This window comes from Amnibacterium kyonggiense, from assembly GCF_004364555.1.
In the GTDB taxonomy this organism is placed as follows: Bacteria; Actinomycetota; Actinomycetes; order Actinomycetales; family Microbacteriaceae; genus Amnibacterium; species Amnibacterium kyonggiense.
This window is the reverse complement of the sequence record NZ_SOAM01000004.1, coordinates 1-13511: the sequence shown is the minus strand read 5'-3', so window position 1 is coordinate 13511 and position 13511 is coordinate 1. Positions and strand designations below refer to the sequence as shown.

General features: G+C 68.8%; 14 protein-coding genes. 8 read left to right on the top strand and 6 right to left on the bottom strand.

The features are described from left to right. Positions 1-67: 67 nt before the first annotated feature. Positions 68-706, top strand: coding sequence for a ComF family protein (locus CLV52_RS16395; RefSeq protein WP_133767480.1), 639 nt, complete (start codon positions 68-70; stop codon positions 704-706). Positions 707-878: 172 nt separating this feature from the next. After that, positions 879-1565, top strand: a complete 687-nt coding sequence (gene hpf / locus CLV52_RS16390; protein ID WP_133767479.1) for a ribosome hibernation-promoting factor, HPF/YfiA family — start codon at positions 879-881, stop codon at positions 1563-1565. Positions 1566-1629: 64 nt separating this feature from the next. Here hpf and CLV52_RS16385 read toward each other — a convergent pair whose 3' ends face one another. From CLV52_RS16385 to CLV52_RS16375, 3 genes are read right to left on the bottom strand one after another with little or no spacing between them, the layout of a single operon-like run. Then, positions 1630-2526: a carbohydrate ABC transporter permease gene (locus CLV52_RS16385; protein ID WP_133767478.1), complete on the bottom strand. Its 897-nt coding sequence runs from the start codon at positions 2524-2526 to the stop codon at positions 1630-1632. After that, positions 2523-3470, bottom strand: coding sequence for a carbohydrate ABC transporter permease (locus CLV52_RS16380; RefSeq protein ID WP_246018195.1), 948 nt, complete (start codon positions 3468-3470; stop codon positions 2523-2525). The genes CLV52_RS16385 and CLV52_RS16380 overlap by 4 nt, the downstream gene beginning before the upstream one ends. 19 nt (positions 3471-3489) lie before the next feature. Beyond that, positions 3490-4782, bottom strand: a complete 1293-nt coding sequence (locus CLV52_RS16375; RefSeq protein ID WP_162850904.1) for an ABC transporter substrate-binding protein — start codon at positions 4780-4782, stop codon at positions 3490-3492. 254 nt (positions 4783-5036) lie between these two features. Here CLV52_RS16375 and secA point away from each other — a divergent pair, with 254 nt between their 5' ends. Further along, positions 5037-7904: a preprotein translocase subunit SecA gene (gene secA, locus CLV52_RS16370; protein ID WP_133767476.1), complete on the top strand. Its 2868-nt coding sequence runs from the start codon at positions 5037-5039 to the stop codon at positions 7902-7904. A gap of 70 nt (positions 7905-7974) precedes the next feature. Here secA and CLV52_RS16365 read toward each other — a convergent pair whose 3' ends face one another. Next, positions 7975-8409, bottom strand: a complete 435-nt coding sequence (locus tag CLV52_RS16365) for an Rv3235 family protein (RefSeq protein WP_133767475.1) — start codon at positions 8407-8409, stop codon at positions 7975-7977. 270 nt (positions 8410-8679) lie between these two features. Between CLV52_RS16365 and CLV52_RS16360 the strand changes: the two genes are divergently transcribed. From CLV52_RS16360 to CLV52_RS16350, 3 genes are all read left to right on the top strand, one after another. Then, positions 8680-8940, top strand: coding sequence for a hypothetical protein (locus tag CLV52_RS16360; protein WP_133767474.1), 261 nt, complete (start codon positions 8680-8682; stop codon positions 8938-8940). A gap of 50 nt (positions 8941-8990) precedes the next feature. Next, positions 8991-9431: a DUF5956 family protein gene (locus CLV52_RS16355; RefSeq protein ID WP_133767473.1), complete on the top strand. Its 441-nt coding sequence runs from the start codon at positions 8991-8993 to the stop codon at positions 9429-9431. 1109 nt (positions 9432-10540) lie between these two features. Continuing rightward, positions 10541-11110 (top strand): hypothetical protein, encoded by a 570-nt coding sequence (locus CLV52_RS16350; protein WP_133767472.1) that lies wholly within the window; start codon positions 10541-10543, stop codon positions 11108-11110. Positions 11111-11402: 292 nt separating this feature from the next. Here CLV52_RS16350 and CLV52_RS16345 read toward each other — a convergent pair whose 3' ends face one another. After that, complete coding sequence (locus tag CLV52_RS16345; protein ID WP_133767471.1) at positions 11403-11621, bottom strand: hypothetical protein; 219 nt, start codon at positions 11619-11621, stop codon at positions 11403-11405. 60 nt (positions 11622-11681) lie between these two features. Beyond that, on the bottom strand, positions 11682-12440 hold the full coding sequence (locus CLV52_RS16340) for a DUF4145 domain-containing protein (RefSeq protein WP_162850903.1): 759 nt from the start codon (positions 12438-12440) through the stop codon (positions 11682-11684). Between the two features lie 176 nt (positions 12441-12616). Between CLV52_RS16340 and CLV52_RS16335 the strand changes: the two genes are divergently transcribed. Beyond that, the gene (locus CLV52_RS16335; RefSeq protein ID WP_133767469.1) at positions 12617-13168 is read left to right on the top strand and encodes a hypothetical protein; all 552 of its coding nucleotides are present in this window, start codon (positions 12617-12619) and stop codon (positions 13166-13168) included. Beyond that, positions 13165-13511, top strand: a 347-nt coding sequence (locus CLV52_RS16330; RefSeq protein WP_133767468.1) for a hypothetical protein, incomplete at its 3' end; no start/stop codon positions are given. The genes CLV52_RS16335 and CLV52_RS16330, both read left to right, overlap by 4 nt.

Genomic DNA, 13511 nt, shown 5'->3' with positions numbered 1-13511 from the left:
CGATCCGTCGGCCGGCGCTCCCTCCCTCCACAGGGCGGCGCCCCTCGACCCGCGCCACGCTGGTCCGGTGCAGCCAGCCGCTGCCCGGGTCGCCGGGTTCCTCCAGGAACTCGTGCTGCCGATCGACTGCGCGGGGTGCGGCACGGCCGGTCCGGCGCTCTGCCCGGCGTGCCGGCTGCGGCTGCGCCCCGAGCCGTCGGTCCGGGAGGTCGGCGCACTGGCCGTCGTGAGCGCGCTGCCGTACGCCGGCGCGGTGCAGCCCGTCGTCGTCGCGTTCAAGAACGAGGGGAGGACGGGGCTGGCGCCGCCGCTCGCGTCGGCGCTGCGAGCCGCCGTCTCCGCCGCCGTCGCGGGGGTGGACGGTGACGGCCTCCTGCTCGTGCCGATGGCGCGGACGCGGCGCTCCGCCGTCGAGCGCGGGTACGACCCGGTCCGCCTCCTGCTGCGGCGGGCCGGGCTGCCGAGGACGGATGCGCTGCGGCTCGTCCGACGCCCGCAGGACCAGCTGCGGCTCGGCCGCGAGGAGCGGTTCGCGAACCTCCGGGGCGGCATGAGCGCCCGCGTGCCGCTGGCCGGACGGCGCGTCCTCCTGGTCGACGACGTCGTGACGACCGGGGCGACCCTGACCGAGGCGGCCCGCTGCGTGGCCGCGGCGGGCGGGTTCGTGGTGGGTGCGGCGACCCTCGCGTCCACGCCGCTCCGGTGAAGGCGCGCAACGGATCCCAAGAACCCGGTGAAGGGGTAGTGACGCCGCCCAGGGGAGCGGTCTAGCGTTCGGTAACGGCGTCGAAGAAGACCGCCCGGCCCTCCACGGGGCCGCCGCCAGGCGACCAGGAGGTCCGACCGGGGCGGCGCGCCGCGACACGAGGGAGGTCCCGATGGACATCACGCTCATCGGTCGCAACGTGGGCATCACCGATCGCTTCCGCTCCTATGTGGAGGAGAAGGCGGAGCGGGTGGAGCACCTCGCGGACCGTGCGCTCGCGCTCGAGGTCCGGCTCTGCCGGCACCACGAGACGAACGGCACGGCGGGCGACGATCGGGTGGAGATGACCCTCATCGGGCCGGGGCCGGTGATCCGGGCCGAGGCCTCCGGGATCGACAAGTTCGCGGCGTTCGACGTCGCCCTGAACAAGCTGATGGAACGCGTGAGACGCGCGAAGGACAGGAAGAAGGTCCATCGCGGCCACGGCGGCCGCGTGGAGAGCCTGCGCGACGCGAGCGCGAAGGAGTTCGCGACCCACGGCGTCGTGCCGGCGCCCGCGGAGCTGCTCCGGCCCGTCGCGGAGGGCGGCGCGCAGGAGGCGAGCCTGGCACCGGAGGAGGAGCACCCGAGCCCCGTCGTCATCCGCCGGAAGCAGTTCCCGGCGGAGGCGCTGACGGTCGAGGAGGCCGTGGACCGGATGGAGCTCGTCGGCCACGACTTCTTCCTCTTCATCGACGTGGCGACGGGAGAGCCCTCCGTCGTCTACCGTCGCGTCGGGTGGAACTACGGCGTGATCGCCCTCGAGGGCCGTGAGGCGGTCGCCGAGCGGATCCTCGCGACGTCCGGCGCCACCGCCTGACCAAACTTTGCTCACGCTTCTTGCCGCCGGATCGCGGTTCCGGCGGCAAGAAGCGTGAGCAAGGTCAGCGGATGCCGCTGCGCGCGATGCCCTGCACGAAGTAGCGCTGCAGGACGAGGAACAGCACGATCATCGGCAGCAGCGCGATGAGCGCCAGCGCCATGATCTGCGTGAAGTCCGGCGTCGTCTGCCCCTGCAGGTAGAGCAGCCCGATCGGCAGCGTGAAGAGGAAGTCCTGCTTCAGCGCGATGAGCGGCCACGCGAAGTCGTTCCACGTCGCCATCGCGATCAGGACGACGAGCACCGCGATCAGGGGTCGGCAGAGCGGCAGGACGATCGACCGGAAGAGGCGGAACGAGCCGGCGCCGTCGAGCTTGGCGGCCTCCAGCAGCTCGTCGGGGATGCCGAGGATGAACTGCCGCGCGAGGAAGACGCCCGTCGCCGTCGCCGCGGTCGGCAGGATGACCGCCCAATAGGTGCCGTAGATGCCGAGGTCGGTGACCAGGCGGAACTGCGCGACCATCGTGACCTGCACCGGCAGCACGAGCGTCGCCAGCGCGGCGAAGAACAGCGCGCTGCGCCCGAGGAACCGCAGCTTGGCGAACGCGTACCCGGCGAGCAGGTTCACGACGACGCCGAGCACCGTGACGAACACGGTGACGACGATCGAGTTCCCGAACCACGTGCCGATGTCGTACGAGGCGAAGAGGCCGGTGAAGTTGTCCAGCGTGAGCCGCGACGGCCACAACTTGAAGACGGTGCTGAACAGGTCGTCCTTCGGCGAGAGCGCGACGACGACCATCCAGTAGAACGGGAACGCCATCACGACGCAGACCACGACGGCGATCACGAAGCGGACGATCGTCGTCGCCCGCTGCCGACGACGGCGCGAGTGGACGTGCCCCGCCCGCGCGGGCGCGGCGGCCCGGGTGCGGACGCGCTGCTCGGTCGCCGCGGTCATTCGGTCACGTCCCGGCCGCGGTTGAGCCGCCACTGGACGCCGGCGAAGGCGAGCATGAGCACGAGCAGCACCATGCCGATCGCGGCGGCGTAGCCCTGCATGCGCGTGGTGAACGCCTCCGAGTACGCGAACGTCGTGAGCATCGTCGTGGCGTTCCCCGGGCCGCCGCCCGTGAGCACGAAGACCAGGTCGAACACCTGGAACGAGTAGATGACGTTCATGATCAGGAGGAAGAACGTCGACGGCCCGAGCAGCGGGAACGTGATCGAGCGGAAGCGCTGCCAGGCGCCCGCGCCCTCGAGCTCCGCCGCCTCGTACAGCTCGGGCCCGATGCCCTGCAGGCCCGCGAGGTAGATCACCATGTTGAAGCCGGTGCGGCCCCAGACCGTCATGAGGATCACGGCGACCATCGCCGCCGTGCCGTTCGACTGCCACGGCACCGCGGGCAGGCCCGCCGCGATCAGGGCCTTGTCGACGACGCCGGTGTTCTCGTCGAAGATCAGGACGCCGATCAGGCCGGACGCGACGCCGGACACGACGATCGGCGCGTAGACGATCGTGCGGAAGACCGGCCGGCCCGGCAGGGGCTTGTCGAGCAGCACCGCGAGCGCGAGGCCGAGCCCGAGCGACAGCACGAGCGTCGCGATCGTGAACACCGTGGTGTTCGCGAGCGCGCGCCAGAACACCGCGTCCGACAGCAGGTCCGCGTAGTTGCCGATCCCGATCCACTCCGGCGTGCCGAAGCCGCTGTAGCGGGAGAACGACAGCACGGCGGCCAGCCCGAGCGGGTAGAGGAGGAAGACGCCGAGCAGCACCAGGTTCGGTGCGGCGAAGGAGTACCCGACCAGGGTCTCGCTGAGGCGCGCGCGGCGGCGCGACGTCCGCCGCGATCCCGGAGGACGTGCGGTGGCCGCGGCGACCGCGCCGGCGGTGACGCCCGTCACAGCATGGCCTCCGGTCGAATCACGCGACGGCCTTCTCGACGCCGGCGGCGATGTTCCGCAGGGTGGTGGCGGTCGACTGGCCCTGCCGGAACGCGGCCTCCAGCTCGTCCGTGAGCACCGTGGTGATCTGCGCGGACGCCGGCACGGTCAGCTGCGCGACGTCCGCCGCGGTGATCGTCGTGGCCTGGTCGACGAAGACCGGCATGACGCCCTTCGGCGCGTCCCAGCCGAGGTCCTTCCCGACGAGGCTCGTCAGCGTCGGCAGCTCGAGCGCCTCGCCGCAGAACGTGCTCATCGCGTCGTCCGTCACCATGTACTTCAGGAACTCGGTCGCGAGCTCCTCGTCGCCGCCCTTCGTCGCGACGAGGGCGTTGCCGCCGAGGTCGTCCGCGCCGCGCACGTCCTTCGGCAGATAGGTGACGCCCCAGTCGAACTTCGCGCCCGTGAACTCCGGCAGCAGGAAGTTGCCCGCCGAGACCATCGCCGTCGTGCCGGCCAGCCACGTCGTGTCGGCGTAGGTGTTCGACTTCGTGCTCGAGTTCTGCGGCACCCACTGCTCGTCGAAGAACGCCTTCGTGTAGTCGAGCGCCTTCGTGCCGGCGGAGGAGACGATCGCCGACTTCGTCAGGTCCTCGTCCAGCAGGCGGCCGCCGGCGGCGAACAGCCAGGTCAGCCACCGGGGCGACCCGGCGAGCTGCCAGTTGTCGGCGAACGGGAACTTCGAGGCGGGGAGGCTCGAGCGCAGCTTCCGCATCGCGGCGGCGAACTCGTCGAACGACCACGCGCTGTCGAGCGAGTCGGGGAACGAGGAGATGCCCGCGGACCGCATCAGCGATGTGTTGTAGACGATCGCGGACGTGTCCGTCTGCTGCGGGACGCCGTAGGCCCTGCCGTCGTAGCTGACGGCCTCCCAGAACGCCGGGATGAACCGGCTCTTCTCGCCGCCCAGCGACGAGGAGAGGTCGAGCAGCTGGCCCTGCTTCGCGTAGCCGCCGATCTGGCCGTAGCCGGCGCGGAAGACGTCGGGCGCGTTGCCGGCGGAGAGCTGGGCGTCGATGTTCGTGAACATCTGGGCGTACGGCACGAAGTTCGGCTTCACCGTCACGCCCGTGTTCGCCTTCTCGAAGCCGGCGATGAGCTTCGTGTAGGCGGCCTTCTCGGTGTCGGAGGCCCAGGTCGTGAAGGTGAGGGTGCGCGAGCCCTTCGACGAGCCGCCGGACGGCTGGCCGGTGAAGCCCGCGCAGGACGCGAGCAGGGTGGTGAGCGAGGCGGCGCCCGCGCCGGCGAGCAGGGTGCGGCGGGTGACTGACATGCGGTTCCTTCGTTCGGTGCAGCCGCTCATCCAAGCGGCGGGGACCGGGAGAAGGAGTCGCGTCCAGCGGTCTCGGATGCGGCGGGGGCGGACGCGCAGCGAGCGGGGGTGCGGTCGCGACGCCTCCGAGCGGGCCCGGAGTCGGTTCCGAGATGCGGCAGGACCTCGCGCCTCGCGCCCCCGGACGAGGGGGCTGCGGTAGATTCGCACGCTGATCGTTCCGGCTTCTCGCGCCGGGCGGAGGGAGAGCCCACGTGGCGAATGTGCTCGAGAAGGCCCTGCGCATGGGCGAGGGGCGCGTGCTCCGGAAGCTGTCGCGCATCGTCGGCCAGGTGAACCACCTGGAGGAGGACTTCCGGCACCTCTCCGACGACGAGCTGCGGGCGGAGACCGTCGAGCTGCGCGAGCGGTACGCGGCCGGCGAATCGCTCGACGACCTGCTGCCGGAGGCGTTCGCCGCCGTCCGCGAAGCCGCCTCCCGGACCATCGGCCTGCGGCCGTTCGACGTCCAGGTCATGGGCGGCGCCGCGCTGCACCTCGGCAACATCGCCGAGATGAAGACCGGCGAGGGCAAGACCCTCGTCGCGACGATGCCCGCCTACCTGAACGCGATCGCGTCGCGCGGCGTGCACGTCGTCACGGTCAACGACTTCCTCGCCTCGTACCAGTCGGAGCTCATGGGCCGCGTGTTCCGCGCGCTCGGCATGACGACCGGCGTGATCCTCTCCGGCCAGACGCCGGAGGAGCGCCGCGTCCAGTACCAGGCCGACATCACCTACGGCACGAACAACGAGTTCGGCTTCGACTACCTCCGCGACAACATGGCCTGGGAGCCGGGCGAGCTCGTCCAGCGCGGCCACTACTTCGCGATCGTCGACGAGGTCGACTCCATCCTCATCGACGAGGCCCGCACGCCGCTCATCATCTCCGGCGCCGCGAGCGGCGAGGCCAACCGCTGGTTCGCCGAGTTCGCGCAGCTCGCGAAGCAGCTGAAGCCCGGCACGGACTTCGAGGTCGACGAGAAGAAGCGCACCGTCGGCGTGCTCGAGCCCGGCATCGAGAAGGTCGAGGACTACCTCGGCATCGACAACCTCTACGAGTCCGCGAACACCCCGCTGATCTCGTTCCTCAACAACGCGATCAAGGCGAAGGCGCTGTTCAAGCGCGACAAGGATTACGTCGTCATGAACGGCGAGGTGCTCATCGTCGATGAGCACACGGGCCGCATCCTCGTGGGCCGCCGCTACAACGAGGGCATCCACCAGGCCATCGAGGCCAAGGAGAACGTGCAGGTCAAGGCGGAGAACCAGACCTACGCGACCGTCACGCTGCAGAACTACTTCCGCCTCTACAAGAAGCTGTCCGGCATGACCGGCACGGCCGAGACCGAGGCCGCCGAGTTCATGTCGACGTACAAGCTCGGCGTCGTCCCGATCCCGACGAACCGGCCGATGCAGCGCATCGACCAGTCCGACCTGATCTACAAGAACGAGCAGTCGAAGTTCGCGCAGGTCGTCGAGGACATCGCCGAGCGCAGCCGGAAGGGCCAGCCGGTCCTCGTCGGCACGACGAGCGTCGAGAAGAGCGAGTACCTGTCGAAGCTCCTCGCCCGCAAGGGCGTGAAGCACGAGGTGCTGAACGCGAAGAACCACGCGCGCGAGGCCGCGATCGTCGCGCAGGCGGGCCGATACGGCTCCGTGACCGTCGCCACGAACATGGCCGGCCGCGGCACTGACATCATGCTCGGCGGCAACGCGGAGTTCCTCGCGGTGTCCGCGATGACGGCCCGGGGCCTGTCGCCCTCCGAGACGCCCGACGAGTACGAGGCGCAGTGGGACGCGGTGTTCTCCGCGGTCAAGGCGGAGGTCGATCAGGAGGCGGAGCGCGTCGTCGCCGCCGGCGGCCTGTACGTGCTCGGCACCGAGCGCCACGAGTCGCGCCGCATCGACAACCAGCTGCGCGGTCGGTCGGGGCGCCAGGGCGACCCGGGGGAGTCCCGCTTCTACCTCTCGCTCACCGACGACCTGATGCGGCTGTTCAACGCCGGCGCCGCCGAGGCGCTGATGGGCCGCTCCGGCGTGCCGGACGACCTCGCGATCGAGTCGAAGGTCGTGTCCCGCGCCATCCGCAGCGCGCAGTCCCAGGTCGAGGCGCGGAACGCGGAGATCCGCAAGAACGTCCTCAAGTACGACGACGTCCTCAACCGGCAGCGCGAGGCGATCTACGGCGACCGCCGGCACATCCTCGAGGGCGACGACATCCACGTCCGGGTCCAGGGCTTCCTGGAGGCCGTGATCTCCGACGTCATCGACTCCCACACGGGCGACGGCGGCAGCGGCGACGACTGGGACTTCGACGCGCTCTGGGCGGAGCTGAAGACCCTGTACCCGATCTCGATCACGATCGAGGAGGTGCTCGCCGAGGCGGGCAGCCGCGGGCGGGTGAACCGGGACTTCGTGAAGCGCGAGGTGCTGTCGGACGCGAAGATCGCGTACGCGAACCGCGAGGCGCAGCTCGGCGAGGAGGCGATGCGCGAGCTCGAGCGCCGCGTCGTGCTCTCGGTGATCGACCGCCGGTGGCGCGACCACCTCTACGAGATGGACTACCTGAAGGACGGCATCGGCCTCCGCGCCATGGCGCAGCGCGACCCGCTGGTCGAGTACCAGCGCGAGGGCTACTCGATGTTCCAGACGATGATGGGCGCGATCCGCGAGGAGTCCGTCGGGTTCCTCTACAACCTCGAGGTCGAGGTGCAGCCGGGCGGCGTCAACGCGCGCGGGCTCGAGGCCGGGCAGCCGAACGAGACGCTCCGCTTCACCGCCCCGTCGGACGACGGCTCCGTCGAGGTGCGCAACCAGCGCGGGCTCCTCGAGCGCGCGGCGACCGCGAAGGCGCAGCTCGCTGCCGCGCAGCAGGCGACGGCGTTCGGCGGCGAGCTGCCGGAGCTGGACGACGTCCAGTCCGGCCGCGGCCAGGGCGGCCCGCAGCGCGGCGGCCCGGGCCGTGCGCCGCAGCGTCCCGTCGCACCGGGCCAGCGCGGCGCGTTCGGCCAGCAGCAGGGCGCCGGCCAGGCGCAGGCCCAGAACCGTCAGCAGCGCCGCGCCGCCGAGCGCGGCCAGTAGCCCCGTCGTCGTTCACGGATACGGAGATCCGGCGGGCCGGATCTCCGTATCCGTGAACGCTGACCGAGTCCTAGAGGACGGCGAGGGCCGTCGCGCGCCAGCGGGAGTCCATGCCCTCGAGCCGGATCGCCACCGCGCGGGTGCGGGCGACGCCGTGCAGCAGGACCGTCGCCTCGACGACGTTCCCCGCGGGGTACGTGATTCGGGTCGCGGCGATCGTCGCGATCGGCCTGGCCGGCGTCTGGCCGCGGAGCGAGCGGCCGCGTGCCGCGAGCACGGACCGGCGCAGAAGGTGCCGGTAGACGCCCTCCGACAGCCAGCGGCCGAGCTGCTCGAGGTCGCGCACACCACCCAGCACCTCGATGACGCCGGTCGCGAGGTTCTCGACGAGCACGGTCGGGTCCGGCAGCTGCGACCGGTGCGTGGCCTGGCGGTCGAAGTACTCGTCCGTCCGCACCGCGGACAGGTGCCGGCGCGCGGGCGGGGTCGGTGGAACGGCGCTCATGGGAACTCCGATGCGAATGGGGTGGCTTCGCGATCCGCCCGGGGGAGGCGGGTGGCCATACCCAAGCAAATGGTCTGACGCCCCGTCCAGCGATCCCGCGGATCTGTGGATAAGTGGTGCCGCCGTGCCCTGGGTTCCGGGTAGCTTGCGCCGATGCGGTGGGGCACCCGCGCAAGTGGCGGACCCTCACTGCGGCACAGGGTGAACGACTGAACCGCCCGGTACGAATTGGTCGTTGTCGGCCCTCAGCGCCCACGCTGACGCTCGAAGATGGCGCGCAAGGAGTCCCGCTCGACCGGCACGTCCCCGAGGTCTGTGGCGCACGGCTGGCAAGGTGATCGCGTGCACCACCCGTTCGCCATCGCGGTGATCGTGGTGCTGCCCGCGCTCGTCGTGCTGCTGTACATCGTCGCCAGGCAAGACCCTCGTTACACGCCGTCGCCGCTGCACCGCATCCTGGACCCCATTGCGCTGACCGTGATGATGCTGTTCTGCATCGGGCTCGCGATCTTCCTGGCTGTGACGCATTGACCGACTCGAAGAACACGATTTGACGAGTTTCAGGGCCATAACCTCGCGGCATGTACGAGATTCAGCGCACGTCGTGGTCGGAGGCGGTGCTGCTCGATGACGTGCGTGGCTGGGTGCCGATGGAGGAGACCGGGTTCGACTCAGCAATCGCGTGGGCGGTGCCGACTGGTTGCCTCGGGTACAGACCCGTTGACGACACCGGTCGTGTTGTCGAGTTCTATGACGAACAGCCCGATGGTGCTCAGCACTGGCAGAGCCGACCGTTCACCGCCGAGGACCGGCAGAAGGTCGAGGACGTAGCGATCTGGTACCTGGCGGAGGCGGGCATCCCGCCGCAACCGCCGAGCGTGCAGTGGTTCATCAAGGAGTCCGCGGCCTTTGGTCCCGACACGGCTCGACAGATCATGGGCTTGATCTTCGAGCGCGAGGGCAGTGACCCGGAGCGAATCCTGGATGACCTCATCGCGGTGATCCCGAAGGTCTACACGTAGTCCGACCGGCTCGAAGAACACGACTTGACGATTGTCAGCGATTCTCAGAACGAGAACTAGCCTCCGCGGGGCCGGTTGAGACAAGCGTCAAAAGAATGCGTCGGAGCGAATCGCCGCTGCGATCAGGCATTCGGTGTATTCGCGCGGCAATAGACGCTGAATACCAAATTCGCCTGCAAGAGTAATGGTGGGCGCTGTCCCTACGACAAGCAGCGCCCACCGGGAGATGATCCGTGGTCAGCGTACCTGTACTCGCAGACAACAGCCACCCACAGCAGATTGCGACACGCGCACAAGTTGATGCGTTCTACGCGGCTCGCGATCAGTCCGCCAAGTACTTCCGCCCGTCGAACTCCAGCCCGAAGTTTCCCGGTGCGGACGTTCGCCCGGACATCGAGCCACCCATCTGCCCCAACTGTCAGTGGGAGTTGGAGAACGGGCTGCTGTTCGACGGTATCGCGCTGTGTGAGCGTGCGGTCTGGGCTGATGCGATGGATGCTGCTGGGCTTCCTCAGCATGCCGTGGTGGTCCCCGACATCGAGGTGCTGACCACCACCTCGAACATGGTCGTGGGAGCAAGTGCGCAGGCAGGAACAAGTGCGCACGAGCATGAGACTCCACGGGGTTCAGTCGGAGCAAGTGCGCAAGCACCTGTACGGGGATTCCCTCGTGCATCCCTGTCGAGCACTCCTGCGCATGAGCACGACCATCACGATCTTGGGCATGTAGGCCCGGAGGGCCAGGGTGCCGAGCAGGCTGGTGGAGTTCGTGTACGTCACCGCAAGCATCCGCAGCGCAGGCATCGTGCACCCGGCCTCGGCTGGCCTTCATACCCCTTCACGCCTGCCCTGCAAGTGGTGTGGCGGGATGAGTGCCGGAGTCGGCTGACCTCGTACCTGACGGCCAAGGGGCACGGGTACCTGAACGAGCAGACGGCTGCGACGGGGCGCCTGTGGTTCACCTCGGACGCTGACGTGGAGGCGTTGACCAACTACTTGGTGGTTCAGGCGTCGTACGGGGCGAGAGCAGCCCTGTGGTGCTCGCACGACCTGGGGGAGCGGGGTGGGGGTGACTCCGACGGCGGGGGCACGCACCGGGAGCACGAGTACGTGCAGATCGAGTTCGAGTTCTTGGAGCAGCGGGCGGAGAAGATCGCCCGGAACCTGTGCGTCGGGGCGTCGGCGCCGCAGCAGTTCCTACGCCGGTCGGATGCGTTGGTCTACAAGAAGGCGGCTCGGCTCCAGGCGATGCACGATGCGGCGGAGGCGCGGGTGCGACGGGTGAACCCGGAGTTCGTCAAGAAGCCCTCCAAGGCTCTGAGCGCCGCGCTGGAGGCCGTTGATGCACTGGGCAAGCCAGCGACCCAGGACATGGTGCCAAGCCCGCAGACGGGCTTGTACGCGCCGCTGCATGACCCGGAGCATCTGCGGAAGTACAACCAGTGGCGCGGTGCGCGCAGCGCCGAGAAGTCGAAGGCGGCGAAGGAGCAGCGGCGGCTCGTGCTGCTGGAGTTGCCGCCGACGGGCATGAACTACATGAACGCGGTCACGTGGTTGGCGGAGAACAAGAACGTTGCCGTAAGCCGGGATCAGATGCGCCGGTGGTGGCGGGAACTGATCACGGAGGGCGTCGTGGACGCGAACGATCCGCGGAAGCCAAGACACGGCGGGGCTCGGTGAACTCGTACGGGTGCGTGCGCACTTGCTCGTTAGCAGCCAATGCGGCTACTGCCGAACGGTCAGGGATTGAGTCCAGAGAATCGGCGCATGAATAACATTTGTCCCTGTTGCGGGTGCGCTAGGACCACCATCAACGTCACCGTTACCGTGGATGACCTCGTTGTCACCGAACCGGCGATCTTCTGCTCCAACCTCAACTGCGAGAACCATTCCCGCATCGACATTGCGGAACTGGTAGGAGCCATTGCCGCCGAGATGGGACCCGGCGTGAGGTGACACTGACCGCCCGAGGTCAGTGTCCGATCTTGCCGAGCATCCGCCCGACGCCGCCAATGATGGCGAGGATCCCGAGACCCACGATGACGGGCTCCTTCGACGTGTCGAATGCACCGAGGTGCCGGTTCGCGGACCACCCCCACACCTCGAGGATCACCGCGGCCACCCCCACCACGATGAGCGCGATGCCCTGCACCACCCGGGCGGTGGAAGGGCTGGGGCCGCCGCTGGTCATTCCCGCACCGTAGAGGCTCGGGGAAGACTGGAACCTGGCTGCTCGCATTCAGAACGAGAACTAGCCGCCTGCCTCCTGCCGCTTCGCCCGCAACTGCTCGACCTTGGCCTTCACGGTCTCTGGCACAGTCCCGACGAGCCGCGCGGTCCGAGCGGGTTCGGTGATCAGTTCCTCCACAAGCCGGTTCACGATCACGAACAACGCGTTGAATGCTTCGGTCGTCTCCTCGTCCAGCACCAGCACCATCGAGTCGTTCGGCTCACCCTTCACGTGGAGTGCCGAGTTCCCGACGTGCCGCACGAACATCAGCAGGTCCGCCAGGCTCCGGCTCACCAGCGGCTCCACCTGGTCGATGAGGTCGATCAACTGGTCGGTGTCGTTCTCGAGCAGGTGCCGAAGCAGCGCCTCCATGGTCGCCCGAGCCAGAGCAGCACCCGCCCGTTTGGATACCGGCGCCACATCACGTGCCTCGTTGTAGAGCAGAACGACGGGCGCAGGCATGTCTGTGTGCGCCAGAGGCAGTGTGTTGGACACCGGGTACACCAGCCGGTCGCGACGCCAGGTGCTGAACTTGCCGCACGAGGTGCACTGCGCCTGGCGCCATCTGGACACCGTGGGGAAGGGCATGCCGGGGACAGGGGGCTCGATGCCGTCATCCGTCGGCGTCCCGGTGTCGAGCATGAGTTCATGCCAGACCTGGTGAGCGAAGGCGCCGCAGACGGGGCAGTTGAATGCAGCCTTCCCGCGGGCCGGGCTCCGGTCGTCCGCGGGCTCACCGGGTTCCTCGGGCACAGGGGTGAGGCTGATCGACACTGCCATGACTCGACGGTAACGAGCGCCGTCCGATGCCGATGCTCGACTCTCCGGCACTGACAGATGGGCATCGCCTGAGAGGCCGAACTCGAGTTCCAACATGCGCTCAATCGCGTTCTTCGCCTGAATTGACGAGCGTTTATCGCGTGCGGTCGTGCCGATGGTAGGCACCGGAGGCCCCGATGCCGTCACGGTGCAAAATTTGCTCGCTTGGTTATGCCGAGCAGCGACGTGTTGATCGCGCTCTGCTGGCCGGAGACACGATCCAAGCGGTATCCGCCAAGTTCGGTGGGCTGCCGACGGCTTCGTTGACCAGGCACCGGCTGAACCATCTCGACCGGTCCGTTCGCGCCCCCGAGCGCATTGACGAGGATCGGTCCGCCGCGGACGTGTTGATCGGCATGGCCGACCGGCTGATGGACCTGGACCGGGTGACGAACGATGCCCTTCAGCACGGGCGCTCGTCGGTGGCGGTGAAGGCCACGACCGAGGCCCGCGCCATCTCGAAAATTTTGTTCTCCGACCTCGGTCTCGACTCCACGGGCACGGCGCTTTGGCTCCGCGACCTCGAAACGGCGTGGCAGGGCATGCGTCGAGTGATGCGGCAGAAGCCCGATGTGGCGCTGCTGCTGGCCGATGCCGTCCAGGACACCGATGCCCGCATGGCGAAGGAGATGCGCGCTGCGCACGACCTGTTGATCACGCCCACGACCGTCAAGGAGCACGCAGCATGACCGCAGAACTCGATCCCGAACTGCTCGCCCTCGAAGGCGAGACGCTCACGGTGCTGGCGCCGGGCGGACTTGTCGTCGTTGTCGAAGCACTCGATGACGACACGTACGCCTACCCGAAGACCGCGAACCTGAAGCGCGGTCAGAGCATCGTGCTCACCGAGCCCGTGCTGCGTGCGTCGGTCAACCGCAAGGGCACCTCATGGCTGCTCGACTCGGAACTTGATCAGCGCGACAAGTACGGACACGTTCGCTTCAGCCTCGATGGCTGGCCCGAGAACGAGCCCGTCATGGTGCCGGGCAGCCCCGAGGCGCTGTACCAGGCCGATCAGGAGCGTGCCTTGGC